The 19,470-nt window shown below is 54.1% G+C and carries 20 protein-coding genes and 2 tRNA genes; 13 read left to right on the plus strand and 9 right to left on the minus strand.

Translation table 11 applies throughout. The annotated features are described in order from the left end of the window. Nucleotides 1–427 precede the first annotated feature (427 nt). Genes WKJ04_RS17550 through lysA form a run of 7 tightly spaced genes read right to left on the minus strand, consistent with a single transcriptional unit; the run spans nt 428 to nt 9,086 of the window. On the minus strand, nt 428–2,494 hold the full coding sequence (locus tag WKJ04_RS17550) for a GNAT family N-acetyltransferase (RefSeq protein WP_337881604.1): 2,067 nt from the start codon (nt 2,492–2,494) through the stop codon (nt 428–430). Further along, the gene (gene uvrD / locus WKJ04_RS17555; RefSeq protein WP_337881605.1) at nt 2,494–4,665 is read right to left on the minus strand and encodes a DNA helicase II; all 2,172 of its coding nucleotides are present in this window, start codon (nt 4,663–4,665) and stop codon (nt 2,494–2,496) included. Before uvrD ends, WKJ04_RS17550 begins: the two co-directional genes overlap by 1 nt. Nucleotides 4,666–4,693: 28 nt before the next feature. After that, a complete protein-coding gene (locus WKJ04_RS17560) occupies nt 4,694–5,392 on the minus strand; it encodes an HAD-IA family hydrolase (protein ID WP_337881606.1) in 699 nt (232 codons plus the stop codon). 12 nt (nt 5,393–5,404) lie between these two features. Beyond that, nucleotides 5,405–6,340: a tyrosine recombinase XerC gene (locus WKJ04_RS17565; RefSeq protein WP_337881607.1), complete on the minus strand. Its 936-nt coding sequence runs from the start codon at nt 6,338–6,340 to the stop codon at nt 5,405–5,407. After that, nucleotides 6,321–6,974: a DUF484 family protein gene (locus tag WKJ04_RS17570; protein ID WP_337881608.1), complete on the minus strand. Its 654-nt coding sequence runs from the start codon at nt 6,972–6,974 to the stop codon at nt 6,321–6,323. Before WKJ04_RS17570 ends, WKJ04_RS17565 begins: the two co-directional genes overlap by 20 nt. Further along, nucleotides 6,971–7,834, minus strand: a complete 864-nt coding sequence (gene dapF / locus WKJ04_RS17575; RefSeq protein WP_337881609.1) for a diaminopimelate epimerase — start codon at nt 7,832–7,834, stop codon at nt 6,971–6,973. Before dapF ends, WKJ04_RS17570 begins: the two co-directional genes overlap by 4 nt. 1 nt (nt 7,835) lies before the next feature. Continuing rightward, complete coding sequence (gene lysA / locus WKJ04_RS17580; protein WP_337881610.1) at nt 7,836–9,086, minus strand: diaminopimelate decarboxylase; 1,251 nt, start codon at nt 9,084–9,086, stop codon at nt 7,836–7,838. Nucleotides 9,087–9,329: 243 nt separating this feature from the next. Between lysA and cyaY the strand changes: the two genes are divergently transcribed. From cyaY to WKJ04_RS17620, 8 genes are all read left to right on the plus strand, one after another. Next, a complete protein-coding gene (cyaY, locus tag WKJ04_RS17585) occupies nt 9,330–9,650 on the plus strand; it encodes an iron donor protein CyaY (protein ID WP_337881611.1) in 321 nt (106 codons plus the stop codon). Between the two features lies 1 nt (nt 9,651). Further along, the gene (locus tag WKJ04_RS17590) at nt 9,652–10,329 is read left to right on the plus strand and encodes an alpha/beta fold hydrolase (RefSeq protein WP_337881612.1); all 678 of its coding nucleotides are present in this window, start codon (nt 9,652–9,654) and stop codon (nt 10,327–10,329) included. Between the two features lie 4 nt (nt 10,330–10,333). After that, nucleotides 10,334–11,056: a DUF2914 domain-containing protein gene (locus tag WKJ04_RS17595; protein WP_337881613.1), complete on the plus strand. Its 723-nt coding sequence runs from the start codon at nt 10,334–10,336 to the stop codon at nt 11,054–11,056. Between the two features lie 70 nt (nt 11,057–11,126). Further along, nucleotides 11,127–12,053 (plus strand): hydroxymethylbilane synthase, encoded by a 927-nt coding sequence (hemC, locus tag WKJ04_RS17600; RefSeq protein WP_337881614.1) that lies wholly within the window; start codon nt 11,127–11,129, stop codon nt 12,051–12,053. Between the two features lie 3 nt (nt 12,054–12,056). Then, nucleotides 12,057–12,818: a uroporphyrinogen-III synthase gene (locus tag WKJ04_RS17605; RefSeq protein WP_337881615.1), complete on the plus strand. Its 762-nt coding sequence runs from the start codon at nt 12,057–12,059 to the stop codon at nt 12,816–12,818. Then, nucleotides 12,811–13,857, plus strand: coding sequence for a uroporphyrinogen-III C-methyltransferase (locus WKJ04_RS17610; RefSeq protein WP_337881616.1), 1,047 nt, complete (start codon nt 12,811–12,813; stop codon nt 13,855–13,857). The genes WKJ04_RS17605 and WKJ04_RS17610 overlap by 8 nt, the downstream gene beginning before the upstream one ends. Next, complete coding sequence (locus WKJ04_RS17615) at nt 13,854–14,933, plus strand: heme biosynthesis HemY N-terminal domain-containing protein (protein ID WP_337881617.1); 1,080 nt, start codon at nt 13,854–13,856, stop codon at nt 14,931–14,933. Before WKJ04_RS17610 ends, WKJ04_RS17615 begins: the two co-directional genes overlap by 4 nt. Nucleotides 14,934–14,953: 20 nt before the next feature. After that, nucleotides 14,954–15,439, plus strand: a complete 486-nt coding sequence (locus WKJ04_RS17620) for a DNA-deoxyinosine glycosylase (protein WP_337881618.1) — start codon at nt 14,954–14,956, stop codon at nt 15,437–15,439. Here the strand turns inward: WKJ04_RS17620 and WKJ04_RS17625 are convergent. Together WKJ04_RS17625 and WKJ04_RS17630 are read right to left on the minus strand one after the other, a co-directional pair. Next, nucleotides 15,426–15,764, minus strand: coding sequence for a tRNA-binding protein (locus WKJ04_RS17625; protein WP_337881619.1), 339 nt, complete (start codon nt 15,762–15,764; stop codon nt 15,426–15,428). The two genes, WKJ04_RS17620 and WKJ04_RS17625, sit on opposite strands and share 14 nt — an antisense overlap. Before the next feature lie 112 nt (nt 15,765–15,876). Then, nucleotides 15,877–16,287, minus strand: coding sequence for a thioesterase family protein (locus tag WKJ04_RS17630; protein ID WP_337881620.1), 411 nt, complete (start codon nt 16,285–16,287; stop codon nt 15,877–15,879). A gap of 153 nt (nt 16,288–16,440) precedes the next feature. On the opposite strand from WKJ04_RS17630, the gene murB reads away from it, so the two are divergent. The 5 genes from murB (at nt 16,441) to WKJ04_RS17655 (ending at nt 19,388) form a co-directional block, all read left to right on the plus strand. After that, nucleotides 16,441–17,433 (plus strand): UDP-N-acetylmuramate dehydrogenase, encoded by a 993-nt coding sequence (gene murB / locus WKJ04_RS17635; RefSeq protein WP_337881621.1) that lies wholly within the window; start codon nt 16,441–16,443, stop codon nt 17,431–17,433. After that, a complete protein-coding gene (gene birA / locus WKJ04_RS17640; protein ID WP_337881622.1) occupies nt 17,430–18,437 on the plus strand; it encodes a bifunctional biotin--[acetyl-CoA-carboxylase] ligase/biotin operon repressor BirA in 1,008 nt (335 codons plus the stop codon). Before murB ends, birA begins: the two co-directional genes overlap by 4 nt. Then, nucleotides 18,421–19,116, plus strand: a complete 696-nt coding sequence (locus WKJ04_RS17645; RefSeq protein WP_337881623.1) for a type III pantothenate kinase — start codon at nt 18,421–18,423, stop codon at nt 19,114–19,116. The genes birA and WKJ04_RS17645 overlap by 17 nt, the downstream gene beginning before the upstream one ends. 106 nt (nt 19,117–19,222) lie before the next feature. Next, nucleotides 19,223–19,298 (plus strand) — tRNA-Thr (locus WKJ04_RS17650). A gap of 5 nt (nt 19,299–19,303) precedes the next feature. After that, nucleotides 19,304–19,388: transfer RNA gene (locus WKJ04_RS17655), tRNA-Tyr, on the plus strand. The last annotated feature ends 82 nt before the right edge of the window (nt 19,389–19,470 follow it).

Below are 19,470 nucleotides of genomic sequence, written 5' to 3' on the forward strand. Positions count from 1 at the left end.
GACGATGGTAGTGTGGCGCTTGCCATGCGAGAGTAGTTCACCGCCAGGCTCCCAAATAAACAACCCCGTTCAGTGAGCGGGGTTTTTTATTTGCGTTGCCACAGGCGGTCGCCAGGGTGAAACAGGAAAAACGTGACGCAAACAGTTTTGCGTCACGCCTGTTTCACGCCTTGAGCTCTGCGAAAGGCCGGAAAAGACGGCCCGCTGCCGCTTCACTAGGAACCCCAGGATGGGGTGAGCACAAAAACGTCCCGGAGCAGTTTGGAACGGCGCAGCCGGCCCGAAGGGGGGAGGGCAGGACGCCCGGAATAATGTTGTTCACCGCCAGGCTCCCACTAAAGCCAGAAGGCCCAGTTGAAAAACTGGGCCTTTTTGCGTTTTTACTCACCAAAGGCCGGACAACCCCTTCGCTTTGCTGTAAATAGGATCAGTTCAGGCTGTATTTAATCAAGTTTTGCAGTTGTTGCAGCTGATCCTGGTTCAATTTAAGCGGTTGTTTTTGCCAATAACGGCGGATCAGTACAAACACAAACTCCTTCGGCCCGATTTGCCGGATAACAAGGTTAAGCCAAAGCGGTAACAGGGCTTCCACCAACATCAGGCTGCGTTTCCCGTTGGCGAATAACTGTAATTGCTCTTTCTGTGCTGCCGATAATGGGATCTGTGCCGGTTGGCACAATAACCATGCAAGTTCGGCAGCTAATTCCCGTTGTTGATCCGCCAATTGCCAGTACAGCAGCTCCGAAAATTCCCGGCTGAGCTCTGTCACATTGTTTTGCTGCGCTGGCTGGAGCGCTTTCAGCATCAATAAGGAGTGTTCTGCGCTCGCTTGCTGGGAAAAAACACTGAGTTTGACCGGCTGAAAACCTGCCTTTTGCCAAAAACGGACCAGTTGAGGGGTGGCCCCAAAGCTGGTACCCAAATAGGACACCCTGGCCCTCAGTTCTTCTGTGGCTTGTGACAAAAGTGACGAACCCAGGCCCTGCTGTTGTAAAGACGGATGCACCACAATCCGCTGTACCCTGGCCATAGGTTGCTGCGCCAGTTCTGGCCTTAAACAGTGATACGCCAGGCTTTGTGCCAGCAGGTGGCCCTGCACCCGGCGCTGACCATAGCTTATTTGTGTCGCCAGCCCGTCTGTAAAGCCACCTTCGAGACTGACTAAGGCACAGGCCACTACGACAGAACCTGATTGCAGACTGTAAATCAGTTGCGGCTGTTCGAGCAGGCTCCATAAATCATGAATATCAGTCTGGTAATGCGCCAGACTGAGCAAATGAAACAACTGCTGTAAAAGCTCAGGCTTGTTCAGCAAGTCTGCGGATGGATAACAATGAAAACTCAGCCCTTCAGCAGGTGAAAGTGGCGGTTCAACAGCTGCGGATTGCAGCAAAAATGCGTTGAAAATCAATTGTTCCAACGGGTCATGTAGCTGATAGCGTATTGGCTGCTGCAGTTTTACTTCCCTGAAACCTGTAGGCTGTCTCTGCAAATACTGACGGAACTTCAGCTGAAACCCCCGCCCAGTTCCCTCATAACCATGTTCGGTGCTGCTGAATACTACCCGGCTGTAAGCCTGATTCAGTTGCTCTAAGATCGGCGTGGGAATAGCAGCTGCTTCGTCCACCAGCAACAAAGTGGCTTTGGGTTTGTGCTGCAACAGCCAGTCGAGCGCATGAAACTGCAAAGCACCCTCAGCCAACTGATGTAGCCCGGATTGATAAGGCAAACCCAGCTGTTCCGCTGCAGTTTTCAATACCCGTTGCACAGAGTGAGGTGAGGGCCCGGTCAGCAGTAACTGAGTTTTGCCTTGCTGAATGAGTTGGGCGGCTGCAATTCCCAGGGCTGTTGATTTACCACGTCCCCTGTGGGCGCTCACCAGCAATGGTCTGCGCCTGTGGCCAGTAAGCACCTTGTGAATAGCTTCAACGGCCAGCTGTTGGTCGGATGTTTTATAAGGTGACGCAACAGGGGGCCGTTGAGCAGAGCCAGGATCACCAATGGACGGCAGCTGTGGCGCTTGCTGTTCTTGCCAACGCCCGCAACGCTCAGCTGACAGTGCCAGCATAAAAAACTGCTGGAAACGTCCGGTCTGACTGGCTGCATCCAATGGGAAAGATAAAACACGTTTATTCGCCGGGTTTGGCTGGGTTAACCAGCTCTGTTCGGGCGGTGTCAGTAACAACCACAGACCACCAGCACGCAGGCAGCCTGCGCTGGCCGCCAGCAAATCCCAGTCAGTTTCCTGCTGGGCATTCATGATCAGTAAATCACATTCGCTACCAAGCCAAAGCTGCTTTTGCCTGGCATTTAAGGTGGTGCAGCTTTCTGGTGCCCCAGGGCCCAGCCAATACACCCGCTGCTGACCACTGTGCGACAACAGGCTTTGAACAACTTCAGACAGAAATGTCGCACTGCCGCTGCACCAGAGCGGCAGACGCCAGCCACACTGCGCATACCTTTGTTGTGCATCAAGCAGCCACTTTATCTCCATCAGGTCACAGGCTGCAGACGGGCATAGGCGGTAACCAGCCATTTACTGCCCAATTGATCAAAATTCACCTGAATACGGGATTGCGCCCCTGTGCCTTCGTAATTCAGCACAGTGCCTTCACCGAATTTATCGTGTAGAACCCGCTGGCCCAGTTTAAAGCCAGTATTTTCAAAGGCACTGTGGCTGGCCGCATTGCTGAACCGGCTGAACTGAGTGGGTTTGGTCACAGTAGCGGTCAGGCGGATTTCTTCAATGCAATCGGCCGGAATTTCCCGCAGGAAACGGGATGGCCTGTTGTATTGCTCCTGGCCATACAAACGACGGCTTTCGGCATGGGTTAAATACAACTTTTGCATGGCGCGGGTCATACCCACATAACAAAGCCGGCGTTCTTCTTCGAGCCGGCCGGATTCATCACTGCTTTGCTGGCTGGGAAACATGCCTTCTTCCATACCGCAGACAAACACCAGCGGAAATTCCAGCCCTTTGGCACTGTGTAAGGTCATCAGCTGGACTGCATCTGAGTGTTCTTCCGCCTGATATTCCCCGGCCTCTAAAGCAGCCTGCGACAAAAAAGCCGCCAATGGCGTCATTTCTTCGGTATTGACGTAAGTGGCATTGGCACAGGCGTTGATCAGCTCGTTTAAGTTTTCCACCCGGGTTTCGGCCTTTTCGCCTTTTTCGGCTTTGTACATCGCCATCAGGCCGGAGATCTGGATCACATGGTCAGCCTGTTCGTCCAACGCCAGATGTTTGCTGTCGGCGTCCATTTGTTCAATCAGCTGCACAAAAGCATTCACTGCATTGGCAGCGCGGCCGGTTAATTCTTTATTGGCCAGCATCTGCTGCAAGGTTTGCCATAAGGTCAGTTGCAGGCGGCGCGCCTGCTCCCGCACTTTGTCCATAGTGGTGTCGCCAATACCCCGTACCGGCGTATTGATGATGCGTTCCAGCGCCGCATCGTCCTGGCGGTTATTCAGCAGACGCAGGTAAGCCAAAGCGTCTTTAATTTCCTGACGTTCATAAAAGCGCAGGCCACCGTAAATCCGATAGTTGATGCCTTCCTGGATCAGTGCTTCTTCCAGCACCCGTGACTGGGCGTTGTTGCGGTAAAGCACCGCAGTTTCAATCAGCTTGCCGCCTTCCCGGCGCCAGGCCCCAATACGGCCAACAATAAAACGGGCTTCGTCCAGTTCATTAAAGGCGGTGTACAGCGAAATGGCTTCACCTTGGTCGCCATCCGTCCAGAGATCTTTGCCCATACGTTCAGAGTTATGGGCTATCACTGAATTGGCGGCTTTGAGAATAGTACCGGTAGAACGGTAGTTCTGCTCCAGCCGGATGGTCACAGGCTCCGGGTAATCCCGCAGGAACTGCTGGATATTTTCGACACGGGCGCCGCGCCAACCGTAAATGGACTGGTCATCGTCACCGACAATCATCACTTTGGCGTCCGGCCCGGCCAGCAAGCGCAACCACTGGTACTGGATGGCGTTGGTGTCCTGAAACTCGTCGACCAGAATATGGCGGAAACGCTGCTGATAATGCGCCCGCACCTGCGGTTGTTTTTGCAGCAATTCAAAACTGCGCAGCAAAATTTCGGCAAAATCGACCAGGCCGGCGCGGTCACACATATCCTGATAGGCAGCATAAATCTTCAGCATGGTTTGCAGGCTGTAATCGCCGTGGGCGTCGATCATGCCAGGACGCTGACCTTCATCTTTACGGGCATTGATAAACCACTGCGCCTGTTTGGGGGGCCAGTGTTTTTCATCCAGATTCAGGGATTTCAGCACCCGGCGCACCAGACGGTACTGATCGTCTGAGTCGATGATCTGAAAACCCTGCGGCAGCTGAGCTTCCTGGTAATGGGCCCGCAGCATCCGGTGTGATAAACCGTGAAAGGTACCCATCCACAAATTATTCAGGCTGACGCCAATGGTTTGTTCAATACGGGCGCGCATTTCCTGAGAGGCTTTGTTGGTGAAGGTCACGGCCAGCAGGCTGTAAGGGGCCACCCTTTCCACCTGCATCAGCCAGGCTAAACGGTGCACCAGAACCCGGGTTTTGCCCGAACCTGCACCGGCCAGCACCAGCATATGCTGGGGTGGTGCGGCCACCGCATCACGTTGTTTATCGTTTAAGCCATCCAGTAAAGAAGAAACGTCCATTCGCCTGCCCGTCAGAAAATTTGTCGCATTATAACAGCAGTTGCAGCTGGTCCAAGGTAGAGATCCGGATCTGCGGCAGTATGCCTGTCTGTTGGCCTGGGTGTTGCAGCCAGACGGCCTGGCAACCGGCATTGAGAGCACCTGATACATCGGCTTTGGCGTTATCACCAATATGCAATAACTGCGAAGGCCGAATAGTCAGTAGCTGGCAGGCTTTGCGAAACAAATCCGGGAAAGGTTTCATCCGCCCATCCGGCCCGGCGCGTAAGTTGTGTTGAAAATAGCGGGCAATGCCAAGGCGGTGAAGGTCCGCATTGCCGTTGGTTATGGACACCAGCGGGTATTTTTCTGCGAAAGCGGCCAACAGCTGATGACTGGATTGTGGCACTTCGAAATTGCTGCGCTGCTGATAAAACGCATGAAACGCCAGTTCGGCTATTTCACCGGCCTCGCACTGAGGTAAACCAAGCTGATGCAAACCACGCTCCAGCCCCAACAAACGCCAGCGGCTGACATCATGCCGCACTTCAGGTTGCTCCGCCGCCAGCGCTTTCCGTTGCTGCCACCAAAAGCCCGGCTCAATAGCACCAAACTGCGGCAGCAGCTGAAGCAGTCGTTGTTGCATTGCCAATTCAGCCTGCTCAATGACCACATCGTTGTGGTACAAGGTGTCATCCAAATCAAAAGACAAGGAGGTAAAAGGTTGCAGCGCTTTGTAACAGTGCATGTGCTGCTCCTTTTAGTCGCCCGCGCTTTTTTTTCGCGCTCTGGGATGGGCCTGGTCATACACTTTGGCCAGTTGCCCAAAGTCGAGGTGGGTATACACCTGGGTGCTGCTCAGGCTGGCGTGGCCGAGCAGCTCCTGCACAGCACGAAGGTCGGAGCTGGATTCGAGCAGATGGCTGGCAAAGGAGTGCCTTAACATATGTGGGTGCAAGTGTTGGTTCAGCCCTTGCTGCTGTGACCAGAGCTTGACCCGTTGCTGTACCTGGCGGTGACTGATACGGCGTTTCAGTTTGCTGACAAAAAGGGCGGGTTCATCGGCACTGACCAACGCAGCACGTTGGCTCAGCCAGTCGCGTAGGGCCTGCATCGCCAGCCGGCCCACAGGCAAAATGCGCTCTTTGCTGCCTTTACCACGCACCCGGATCAGCGCTTCTGTCCAGTCAATATCCTGCAGGTTGGCGCTGACCAGCTCGTCCAACCGCAAGCCAGACGAATAAAACAGTTCCAGCATGGCTTTGTCACGGCACGCCAGCATGTCATCGCTGGTGTCGACATCCAGCAGCTGTTGCAACTGGTCGACATCGAGGTTTTTCGGCAGGGGTTTATCGAATTTGGGCACCTGCAGGTACACAGCTGGGTTGGTGGTCACTTGGCCCTGCAGTTGCAGATAACGGTAGAAGCTGCGCAGGGCCGCTACACGCAGCGCCAGACTGCGGGGTTTCAGACTTTTCCGGCAAGAAGAAATATGCTGTTGCAGTTGGGCTTCGGTCAGGCTGCACCAGTCCGGGTCGTTCAGCTGACTGCTGACAGCCTGCAACTGCAGCTGGTAGCTTTGCAGGGTTTTTAGGCTGAACCCCCGTTCATACCGCACATAGGCAAAAAATTCGCTGAGCAAGGGGCTGAGGCACGGCGCGTCAGCCGCTGCTTGTTTAGCTGGGCTCGACGCCATGGCTCAGTACCACTTTGGCCAGTTTGGCCAGATGGTCGAGAAACAGGGTGTCCATGCCTGGCTGGAAATGTTCGTCCGACTCACTGCCAAAAGCCAGCAGGTAACTTTGGGTTGGGCTGATATCGACTTTCATCAGTGCGACCGAATGAATGCTTTGGTCAAACAAGGCTTGTTGTTCGTCTTTATTCAGGCGGCCGAAATAATAGCCTTTGGCATTGAGGCGCCGCTGCAGCAATAAAGGCAGCGCTGCGTGATGAGGGCCAGAGGTTAAATTCAGCAGTTCAGCACGCTGCACATAAGGCATCGCATTGACAAACTGCTGCAGCGCCGCAACAAACCCCAGTTTTGGCTGGCTGAGCAACTGCAGATGCAGTTGGTTCAGCGCGTAAAAAATCAGCTCGTTCTGCCGGGCTATGCCCATCAGCCGGGTAATATCGTCTTCCAGTGCGCGGATTTTGTCACGCTGCAGTTCTTGTTGCCGCTCCACCAAAGAGACGACCCCCCGTTGCTGATGAGGCAAGCGCAGTTTGCCCAGCAGTTCAGGGTGTTCCAGAAAAAACTCCGGATGATCCTGCAGGTAGTCCAGCACCAGGCTGGCGTCGATTAATTCAGTGGCCAGAGGGCTGTCACTCATAAATACAATTGTCCATCAAATACGTGTTCTGCCGGGCCGGTCATTTTGACCGGCTGGCCCGGTCCTTGCCAGCGGATTTGCAGGCTGCCGCCTGGCAAATCCACCCGCACCTGGGTGCCAAGTTTCTTTTGCATCTGGCCTATCACAGCGGCAGCACAGGCGCCGGTGCCACAGGCGAGAGTTTCACCTGCGCCACGTTCCCAGACCCGCAGTTTGACATGGCCTGGGTTCAGCACCTGCATAAAACCAATATTGGCCCGCTCAGGGAAACGTTCGTGGTGTTCAAACACCGGGCCCCACTGTTTCACCGGGGCTGTTTGTACGTCGTCCACCAGGATCACCGCATGCGGGTTGCCCATAGAGACCACGCCGCAGAGGGTGGTGGCATCGGCCGCGTGCAGCAGGTAGTTCAGTTCCTGCTTTTGTGCCTTAAAGGGCACCCGGGCCGGTTCAAATTGTGGCACGCCCATATTGACCGTCACCTGACCATCTTGCTCTATGTACAGCGTAATTTTGCCAGATTTGGTGCTGACATTAATTTTGTGTTTATTGGTCAAACCTTTCAGGCGGACAAAACGGGCAAAACAGCGGGCGCCATTGCCACATTGCTCCACTTCAGAACCGTCGGCGTTAAAGATTCGGTAATGGAAGTCCAGATCCGGATCATAAGGCGGTTCCACCATCAGTAACTGGTCAAAACCAATGCCAAAGTTACGGTCGGCCAGTTGTTTGATTTGCTCTTTGGTTAAAAACACATTCTGACTGACGGCGTCGACCATCATAAAGTCATTGCCCAGCCCATGCATTTTGGAAAAATGCAGCAAAGTGCGGTTTTTATCTCTGGATCTGGTGTCATACATATCAGGGTACCAGCTGCTCGCCACGCCACAGGTCAGCCCATTGTTCGCGGGCGCGGATCAGGTGCACCTGGTCGCCATCCACCAACACTTCGGCGGCTCTGGGTCTGCTGTTGTAATTTGAACTCATGGTAAAGCCATAAGCACCGGCAGAACGCACCACCAGTAAATCACCAGGCTCCACCGCCAGCTCGCGGTCTTTTCCTAAGAAATCGCCGGTTTCGCAGACCGGGCCCACCACATCGTATAAGCGTGACGTTAATGCAGGCTTTTGCAGCACAGGAATAATGGCTTGCCAGGCACTGTAAAGCGCAGGGCGGATCAGGTCGTTCATTGCAGCGTCTACGATAGCAAAGTGTTTTTCCTGGCCTGGTTTTAAATACTCGACTTTGGTCAGCAATACGCCGGCATTGGCCATAATGGCGCGGCCCGGTTCAAACACCAGGGTTAAATGCGGGTAAGCGGCCAGACGTTTGACTACTTCGGCGGCGTATTCAGACGGATGAGGTGGGGTTTCGCCGTTATAAGGCACACCCAGCCCCCCACCAATATCAATATGACTCAGCTCAATGCCGGCGGCTGCCAGCCTGTCGATTAACGCCAGTAACTTGTCCAGCGCTTCCAGAAAGGGTTGGGTTTCGGTCAGTTGAGAGCCGATATGGCAATCGACACCACAAAGCTTCAGGTGCGAGTAGCTGGCGGCGCGCTGGTAAATGCTGAAGGCATCATTAATATCAATACCAAACTTATTGGCTTTGAGGCCGGTAGAAATATAAGGGTGGGTTTTGGCGTCTATATCCGGATTCACCCGCAATGAAATGGGCGCCACTTTGTTCAGCCGCTCTGCCACCTGTTGAATACGATCCAACTCTGCGCTGGACTCCACATTAAAACACTTAATGCCGGTATTCAGCGCAAACTCAATTTCAGTCACTGTTTTACCCACGCCGGAAAACACCACTTTGGCCGGGTCGCCACCTGCCTGCAACACGCGGCGCAATTCACCTTCGGACACAATATCAAAACCACTGCCTAACCTGGCCAGCAGGTTTAACAGCGCAATATTGCTGTTGGCTTTCACCGCATAACAGACCAGCGACTCCCGGCCTTGGGCTGCTTCAGCAAAAGCTTTGTAGTGGCGCTCAATGGTGGCGCGGGAGTAGACATAAGTCGGGCTGCCAAACTGGGCGGCGATAGCACTTAAAGAAACCTGTTCGGCAAACAGCTCATTATTCTGGTAATTAAAAAAATCCAAAGTGACTAATCCTTCTGAGAATCAGAATGTTCAGGGCTCACCGCCGTTTCAGCAGGAGGTGGCGTGGTTGGCGCTTTTTTGGGTAACGTCAGGGGGCCTTTCTGGCCACAGGCAACCAGCAACAGGCAGGCAAGGCCCAGCCCCAGCTGAGTTTGTCGCTTTGTGTTCATGGTTTTTTATTTCATTAATTATTTTGAGCTCTATAATCGCATCCTTATTGGTAAAAGCAAACAGGTGAACCCAATGAATGACGTGGAATACGATGAACTGACCGATCAGGTGTTGCTGGCGGTGGAAGAGGCCATCGAAGGCTTGGATTTAGACCTGGATTATGAATCCCATGGTGGGTTGCTCAGTATCAGCTTTCCAAATGGCAGCAAAATTATTATCAACAAGCAGCCACCTCTGCACCAGTTGTGGGTGGCGACCAAATTTAACGGCCATCATTTTGAATGGCATGACGGCCAGTGGATTGATAACCGCTTTGGCTCCGAATTTTGGGCCTTGTTGTCAGATGCGTTCAGCAAACAGGCTGGGCAGACTGTGGTGCTGACGGGAAACTAAGATGAAGTTGTTACCTTTTGTTGATGTCAAACCTCAAGGTCCGGCCACTGCGGCTGTGGTCTGGTTACATGGTCTGGGTGACTCTGGTGACGGCTTTGCCCCTATAGTGCCAGAGCTGCGTTTACCGCAAGGCCACGGCATTCGTTTTGTATTTCCACACGCACCGGTGCGGCCTATTACCATCAATAACGGCTACCAGATGCGTGGCTGGTACGATATTAAAACCTGGGACTTAAATGACAGAGCCGACGAAAGCGGCGTGCGGGAGTCGGCAGCAGCCGTCACTCAACTGATCGAGATGCTGATAAGCCAGGGCATTCCGGCGGAAAAAATCTTGTTGGCTGGTTTCAGTCAGGGCGGCGTGATCGCGCTGCATTTATTACCGCGTTTGCCTTATAAAATTGCCGCTGTGATGGCGCTGTCGACTTATATGGCGGTGCCGCAAAAACTCAATGAAGAAAAAACGGCCTTTAACCAACGCACGCCGGTGCTGGTTAATCATGGGACTCATGATGAAGTGGTGCCTTACAGTGCCGGGCAGGCGGCCTTTGCTGCATTAAAACATGCAGGTTTTGCTGTGCAGTGGTCTGAATACCGCATGGGTCATAGTGTTTGCCCACAGCAAATCGGCGACTTAAGCCGCTTTATTCAGCAACATCTGTTGACGCAGCCGGATTAGCAGCATGTCAGAAGGCAAAGTGGTGGTGCGGGTGCAACTGGGGGCTCAGGCTGATTCCCGCCAGCCAGGTATTCAGGCTGCACCCGAATACCAGTGGTTATGGCACCGTATTCTGGGGGCTGCCGTACTGGTGCTGTTGCCATTCTGGTGGTTATGGCCGGACGCTGCCGACAGCACTGATGTGCCAGCCGCCACCTCTGCATTGGCTGCACAACCCGCTCAGACGCACAACAGGGATGCGGTTGGTGCCACAGAACCGCAGCGCATCTCCCAGGGCTTGTCTGCAGCATCCAGGCCGGCGGGGCCAGAGCCTGCAGAAGTGAAAGCATCCCAGCCTGTGCCACCTCAGATCACACCAGCGCCGGCTTTTCAAACGGCACCTGCCGTGCCACCGCTGTTTTCCGCCGCTCAGGGTGTGCTGCGCAAAGTGGTGCTGACTGCCGATAAACCTGGCCCGGCGGCGCGGCAACTGCCGTTGCCTGTCCGGCTGGAGCACGCCACAGAGCTCTTTTTGTATACCGAAGTGGTGGGGCTGGCCGGTCAGCAGATTGAACACCGTTGGTATTACAAAAATAAGCTGATGACCACTGTGGCGCTGCCGGTCAAACTACCTTATTGGCGGACCTGGAGTCAGAAGAAGTTTTACCCGGCTGAGCTGCGTGACTGGCGACTGGAAATTGTGGGACCAAAGCAAAAACTACTGTTTTCTTACAGCCTGAATGGGTGATAAGGGCTATACTAGCGGCGTTTTTTCAGCCGTACCCCGGTCTTAGCTGGCCGGAGCCAAGGAGTTCAGCATGCAGATACTGCGCATTGCCACCCGCAAAAGTGCCCTGGCCTTATGGCAGGCCAATTACGTCAAAACCGCATTAGAACAAGCTCACCCTGATTTACAGGTGGAACTGGTGCCTATGTCGACCCAAGGCGATAAAATTCTGGATACGCCGCTGGCCAAAATTGGTGGCAAAGGTCTGTTTGTCAAAGAGCTGGAAACCGCCATGCTGGAAGGCCGTGCTGATATTGCCGTGCACAGTATGAAAGATGTGCCGGTTGAATTCCCTGAAGGCCTGATGCTACATACCATTTGCCAGCGTGAAGATCCGCGGGATGCTTTTGTGTCCAACAGCTACGCTGCTTTAGAACAACTGCCGCAGGGCGCTGTGGTGGGCACTTCCAGCTTACGCCGCCAGTGCCAGTTGAAAGCCTTACGTCCCGATCTGCAAATCCGCGACCTGCGTGGCAATGTGAATACCAGGTTGGCCAAGCTGGATGCCGGTGAATTCGACGCGATCATTCTGGCGTCTGCCGGTTTAATCCGGTTAGGTTTTATCCAGCGTATTGCCAGTTATTTGGACGTCGAAACCAGCTTGCCTGCCAATGGTCAGGGCGCTGTGGGTATTGAGTGCCGCACTGATGATCTGTGGGTACACCAATTGCTGGCACCACTGGAGCATCAGGACACCCGCATTTGTGTGCTGGCCGAACGGGCGATGAACCGCCGGTTGCAAGGCGGTTGTCAGGTGCCTATTGGTGCTTTTGCACTGATTGAACAAAACCAGCTGTGGTTGCGGGGTCTGGTTGGCCAACTGGATGGCTCGCAGATCCTGCGTTCTGAAGTGCGTGGTGCAGTGGCAGAAGCAGAAGTCTTGGGTGAGCAGCTGGCGCAGCAACTGCTGGCGCTGGGTGCCGACCAGATTTTAAGTTCTGTGTATCAGCAGGCTTAAGCCATGAGCACTATTCAGGATTGGCCGGTGCTGATCACCCGGCCTGCCGGCAAGGCCGATCAGTTGCTGGCCAGTCTGGACGAATTAATGCTGCCCTACCTGTATCAACCTTTGATCACCACCCAAATGGTGCCGTTAAAAACGAAGGCACTACCGATATTACAGCAGGCTGATGGCATCATTTTCGTCAGCGTCAGTGCCGTCAGTTGCCTGCAGCAGCAACTGGATTGCCGCGAATTGACGGCACCTTTGTACGCGGTGGGCAGTACCACAGGCTCTTTATTGCAAAAATGTGCAGGCCGTGAAGTGCAGTTTCCGCAAGACCAGCGCAGTGAGGGTTTATTGGCGTTGCCGGCCTTGCAGGATGTGGCCGGCAAACATCTGGTGGTGGTGCGGGGCAATGCCGGGCGCGAGCTGATAAAAAAAGGCTTGTTGGCGCGAGGTGCCAAAGTCAGTTACCTGCAAAGTTACAAGAGAGTGCCGTTACCACTGGATGGCCAGAGCTTGCTGGTGCAGTGGCGCCAGCAGCAGATCCAATGTATCGTGGTGACCAGTAACGAAATTTTGCAATTGCTGTTTCAGTTGATCCCAACCGAAGGCCATGCCTGGTTGTGCTCCCGACAGTGGATCATGGTCAGCCCGCGCATGCGTGACGCCGCCCTGGAACTGGGGATACCTGAACAGCGTATTTTTCTGTCCGCCAATGCCAATGACCAGGCATTGCTGGACAGCATTTGCCAGTTAAGAGGAAGCAGGCATGTCTGAACCATTACAGGCTGAACACACGCCAGAAAAAACAACAGAAAAAAAAGCGGGTAACCTGGTGGCCTGGTTGTCGATGGTGCTGAACCTGTTGCTGGCGGGGGTGGTGTCAGCAGCGTTGTACTGGCTCTGGCCACAATGGTCAGGTTTGCAGCAGCGTCAGCAGCAACTGAGCGAACAGCAACAACAAAGCCAGAGTACTGTGCAACAACAGCAGCAGGCCTTCAGCCAAAAGCTGGAACAACAACTGGCCAGCCTGCAGACTCAGCTCAGTCAGGCTTCAGTCCAACTGCAACAACAGCAGGAACAACTGCGGGCGCTGCAGCAGGATCAGCAAAAGCAGCTGAGCAGCAGTACCGCCTGGTTAGTATGGCAAAGTCAGCAACTGGTGCAGCTGGCCGGACAAAAGATCTGGCTGGAGCAGGATATTCCAGCTGCGGTACGTCTGTTAACCGGCGCCGAACAGCAGTTAAGCACAGTGCAGGATCCGGCTTTTGTGCCTCTGCGTCAGGCTTTGGTGGCCGACATACGGGCTTTGCAACAACAGCCGCTGCCGCAGCTCAGCAGCATTCAGCTGGAGCTGACGCAGTTGCGTCAACAGATCCTCAGTCTGCCATTGCGTCAGTCCGAATATGCCTTGCAGCAAGCCACTGAACAGGTACAAGCGCAAGACTGGCAGGGTCGTTTCTGGCAACAGTGGGATCTGTTTTGGGCCACGCTGGTGCAGGTGCGTCCGACAGCACCAGAAGATGTGGCAGTGCTGTCTGCTGAACAACAGCTGAGTTTACGCAATACCCTGACGCAGCAGTTGCTGCTGGCCGAGCTGGCTGCGTTGAAATATCAAAATGAACCTTACCAGTCTGCGTTGCAGCAGGCGATGGACACGCTGCAGCGTTATTTCCGTGCTGCGGATCCGCTGGTGCAACAGAGTGCTGAGCGCCTGACGCATTTATCCGGCTTGTCTGTTCTGTTGCCCGTGCCTGCCCGGCTGCACAGTGCCGAAGTGCTGAAAGAGCTGGAACTGACGGAGCAGCGCCTATGATCCGTCTGTTGTTATTGGTACTGCTGCTGTGTGGAGTGTTATGGTTTGGTCCGGTATTGATGCAAAACCCGGGTTACCTGATGCTGGTGCTGGGTGGATGGACCATCGAAACTACGCTGGTCGGCTTGGCGCTGATCCTGCTGCTGGTGTTGTTTGGGCTCTGGCTGCTGTGGTCTTTGCTCAAGCCCCTGCTGGCGATGCGCCGCTGGAACTGGCATCCGTTTCGCCGCCGTCGGCAACGTAAAGCCCGTCAGGCGTTTGAGCGGGCGGCGTTGGCCTTAGCAGCCGGGCGTTTTGAGCAGGCCGAGCTGGCTTTTGATCAGGCTGAGGCTTTCAGCGATTTTTCTGAGCTGCGTCGCCAGATGGCCTGTTATGCCGCTTATCAGGCTGGCCACCCGGACAAGGCTATGCAACTGGCACAGTGGCTGGAGGATGATTCTGCCAGCAGCATTTATGTGAAAGCTGATTTGCTGCTGCGTCAGCAGCAGGCGTCAGAGGCTCTGGCATTGCTGCAACCGGCGATGACAGCCGAAGCAACGGAGCTATTGGCGCCACTGTATTTTAAAGCCTTGTTGATGTCGGGCCAGGCGGCAGGCGCCCTGAATCAGGTTCCTGTCGCACTGGAGCAACACTGGTGTAGTAAAGCTCAGTGGCAACAGCTGCGTTATCAGCTGTACCCTGATGCCATAGTGCAACTGGCTGACAAAGGAGCCTTCAGTACGGACTCAGACTATTGGCAGCAATTGCCGGCCAAAGAACGGAAGTCGATGGCTGCTGTGCTGGGACAGGTGTGGGCACTGGCCCGGCAGGGGCAAGCAGAAAAAGCGGAAGCGTTGCTGGTGGATCATTTGTCCTTCAAAGATTTAGCCGACAGCTGGCCAGTACTGAAACAAATTCCATTAAAACGTCAGGTGAACCAGTTACGTAAACAAATCCAGCACTGGTTGCGCGACCATCAACAGGACGCACTGCTGTATGCAGCTCTGGCATATTGTGCTGAACAGGAAGGAGAGTTGCTACAGGCGCAACTGGCCAGACAAAAAGCGACTGAGCTCAGTCGTGGCGTGCGGTGGTAACAACCACCTTGGTGCAGAGTATGGCGCCAGTGCTTGGTGCTGAGCCAAAGCTGTTGATCCTGGGGTCTATGCCGGGTGTGGCGTCATTGGAAGCACAGCGTTATTACGCTCACCCACGCAATCTGTTCTGGCCTTTGCTGGCTGACATTCTGCAGTTTGCGTTGTGTGATGATTTTGCGCAGCGTTACCAGCAACTGACCAGCAGAGGCATTGCGTTATGGGATGTGCTGGCGCATTGTGAACGACAGGGCAGCCTGGACAGTGCTATCCGCAAACAATCCGTGTTGTGCAACCCTATTATTGAGTTGGTGCAGCAACACCCAAGTATTCAGCGAATTTGTGTCAACGGCAGCACCGCCTGGACTTTGCTGAACAAGCATCAGCCGCGGCTGTCCGATTTGGTGGAGTTGGTTAAACTGCCATCGACCAGCCCGGCCCACGCCAGCGTCAGCCGGGCAGAAAAACGGGCAGCCTGGCAGCAAGGGCTGGGAATTAGCCCAGTTTAGCGCCATTAGGCACCGACTGGTCGGGCACCGCCAGTACCACGGCGCCGTCGTCCCGGTAAAAACCTGTGATCAGACATTCAGAGCGGAAAGGGCCAATCTGTTTCACCGGAAAATTCACGACACCCATCACTTGTTTTCCCAGTAACTGTTCTTTGCTGTAAAGCGCCGTGATTTGGGCGCTGGACTGGCGGATGCCCACATCCGGGCCAAAGTCCACTTTCAGTTTCCAGGCCGGTCTGCGGGCTTCAGGGAATTCCTGCACCTCGATGATAGTTCCGGCCAGCAGCTCGATTCGCTCAAAATCAGCCCATTCAATACTGTGCATCTTTAACCTCCAAAATTGACAGCCTGACAACTTTGATGGCCGGACTCAACTTCAAAAAAACAGTTTGACCCAAAACAGGCTTTTGGCGGCTTGGTAATGGCTTCATACAGGATCAGAATGATTCCAGACGGGCGGCCAAACGCTCTTTGAGTGGTCCGTCAATCAGCACGGCCCGGCCGGTCTTTTTATCCAGGCACACAAAAGTAATGTCGGCATCAGCGACCAGGGTGTCTGTGCCGTGCAGCCAGATTTTTTGCTTAATGACAGCGCTTTTGCCATTGATTTGAGTAAACGCCGTATCAATGCGTAGCTGATGGCCCATGGTGGCCTGAGCCCGGTAATTGATATTGATATTGACGATCACCCATGCCAGCCCCAGTTGTTCGAAATGTTCAATATCGCCCACGGCTTCAAGGTAATCCCAGCGGGCTTCTTCCAGAAACTCCAGGTACCGGGCATTGTTGACATGTTGGTATACGTCCAGGTGATAACCCCGGACTTTAATCAAGGTAGCATGTGGCATTGATGTGCACTCTATCTGGTAAGACCTGTGTCGGATAATGCCACAGGCGGAGCCTGGTCACCAGCAAGACGGTCGGTGAAAATCCGCCATCCGGCTTGGTCGCTCTGGTGAAGCACAGTACAATGGCGGCCAAATAGTCTGATCCGGATTTGTATGCACCATCTGACCCAGGTGTCCGCCGCCTCGTATTCCACCTTTGCGTTACCTGCAGTGCTGGCTGATCTGTACCAATGTGAAAGCCTGAGCGAACTCACTCAGCTGGATTTACCCCATTGCCCTTATGTATTGGGCGAAGGCAGTAACACCATTTTTTTACAGGATATGGCGCAGCCTGTGTTGCGGTATCTGGCCGCGGAAAAGCAGGTCCGCCGGGCTGATGACGGTAGCATCTTGCTGCATATAGACGCCGGGCACAACTGGCACCAATTAGTGCAATGGACTGTGGCGCAAGGCTGGTGGGGGCTGGAAAACCTGGCGCTCATTCCGGGGTCAGTGGGCGCGGCGCCTGTGCAGAATATTGGCGCTTATGGCGTTGAGCTGGCGGACTGTTGTGATTATGTAGATTTCTTTGACTGGCAACAGAAAACAGTGCGACGCCTGAGCAAAGCCGACTGCCGTTTTGGGTACCGCGACAGCATTTTTAAAACCGAATTGGCCGGTCGGGGCCTGATCGTGGCTGTGGGGCTTAAACTACAGAGCCAGGGTCGACCCGTGACCGGTTACAAAGGGCTGGAATTGCTGACTGCCGAAAGTTCGGTCAGCGCGGTGATGCAGGCGGTGATCGCAGTGCGGCAAAGCAAATTGCCGGACCCGGCACAACTGGCAAACTGCGGCAGCTTCTTTAAAAACCCGGTGTTGAGTCCACAAGACTTTGCCCGGCTGAAACAGCAGTACCCGGCAGTCCCGGCTTACCCTCAGGCTGATGGGCAAGTGAAAGTGGCGGCGGGCTGGCTGATGGAGCAGGCAGGTTTTAAGGGCAAAGGCATAGGCGATATTGCCTGTTACGAAAAACAGGCGCTGGTGTTGGTGAACCGGGGGCGTGGGACGGCAACTGAGTTAACACAACTGGTGAGTGCCATTCAGCATCAGGTACAGCAACAGTTTGCTGTCTGGCTGGAACCTGAAGTGCGGTTAATGGGCTTATGAGCAAAGTGCTGGCGCATAGTTTAGCTATCCAACGTCAACTGGTGCTTTATCTGGCGGACGGCGAAATTTGCTCAGGTGAATGGCTGGGCCAGCAATTGGGCATCAGCCGTGCGGCTATTGCCAAACACTTGGTTCAGCTGGAAGGCTATGGACTGGATTTATACAAAATAAAAGGCAAAGGTTACCGCTTGGCTGAACCTTTGCAATTGCTTGATGCGGCACTGATTAAACAGCAACAACAGTGGAATGCGCCGGTTTGGGTGCAGTCTGTGACGGATTCGACCAATAGCCAACTGCTGCAGAAGCTCAGTGATGGTCAGAGTCTGGACGCAGGCACTGTACTGGTAGCCGAAGCGCAGACGGCAGGCCGGGGCCGGCGTGGCAAAAACTGGATTTCCCCTTTTGGTGCCAACCTGTATTTTTCGATGTATTGGCCGCTGGAGCAGGGCATTCAGGCGGCCATGGGCTTGAGCCTGGTGATTGGGGTGGCTGTGGCTAAGACATTGGAGCAATTATTCCAATTGCCTGTGCAGCTGAAATGGCCAAACGATATCTATCTGGATGGCAAAAAACTGGGCGGTATTCTGGTGGAACTGGCTGGACAAAGCCATTCCCAATGTGACGCAGTCATTGGTCTTGGTCTGAATATCAGCATGCCGCCTGTTTCAGCTGCGCAGATTGATCAACCTTTTACCTCTTTACACTCTGTGTTGGAGCAACGACCGGACCGCAACCAATTGGTGGTCGCGCTGCAACGGCAGCTGGTCAGTCAGTTGCTGTTTTTTGCAGACAGCGGTTTTGCGCCTTTTGCTGCTGAATTCAGTCGCCGGGATCTGTTTGCCGGGCAATGGGTGCAGCTGAGTTCGGCGAAACAACAGGTTCAGGGCCTTTGTTGTGGTGTGGATGAGCGGGGAGCTTTGCTATTGGAAAGCGACGGACAGCGACAGAGTCATTATGGCGGCGAGTTAAGCCTGCGGAGGATAGAGCATGCACCTGCTGATTGATCAGGGCAATAGCCGGACTAAAGCCTGCTTATATAAAGAGGGGGTCTTTACCGATGTTGTGTTATCTGAGCTGACCCCGACAGACTGGCTGTCGATCAAACAAGGCCTGATTGGTTCTGTTGCTGCGGCAGAACAGCAGCAACAATTGCAGTCCTTGCTGCCGGCCAGCCTGGCGGTCCGTTGGTTACGCAGCACTGCTCAGGCTTTTGGTATTAGCAACAGCTATCAGCAACCGGAAAAATTGGGTGTAGATCGCTGGCTGGCCATCTTGGGTGCGGCTGCTCTGTACCCCAATCAGTCTTTATTGGTCATAGATGCAGGGACTGCTGTCACCATGGATTGGCTGAGTGCTGATGGGGTGCATGCCGGGGGATGGATCCTGGCCGGATTACACACTCAACAACGCATTCTGGTGTCGGCCACAGCTCAGGTTGAGGCGGCTGCGTTATCGTTGCACCCACTTCAGCCTGGTACCTCAACCACTGCAGCTGTTGCCGAAGGAGCCAAGGCGGCCGTGCTGGGGGCCGTACAGCAGGCTATTCAGCTACGGCGGATTGAACGTGTTGTGTTGACCGGCGGAGATGGTGCTTTTATTCAACAGCAACTGAATAACAATGCGGTGTTGCTTGAACCAAAGCTGATCTTTTACGGCTTAGCTCGCTTTATCGACAATAACTAAGTGTTTTGTACGCTTATTGAACACTTAACCAAGAAAATTAAGCTTTTTTATTTTTTCCTGTTGCGTGGGCTAGGCCATTCCTCTAGAATTCGCACCCACTGACGTAGCCGCTTTAGCTCAGTTGGTAGAGCAACTGACTTGTAATCAGTAGGTCATCCGTTCGACTCGGATAAGCGGCACCATTAGTGGAGGGGTTCCCGAGTGGCCAAAGGGATCAGACTGTAAATCTGCCGGCACTGCCTTCGAAGGTTCGAATCCTTCCCCCTCCACCATCTTCGTCAGGATGAATAGCTACGAGTAGGCCGCGGGCATCGTATAATGGCTATTACCTCAGCCTTCCAAGCTGATGATGCG

Origin of the sequence: Rheinheimera sp., assembly GCF_037442345.1 — a bacterium.
Taxonomy (GTDB): domain Bacteria; phylum Pseudomonadota; class Gammaproteobacteria; order Enterobacterales; family Alteromonadaceae; genus Pararheinheimera.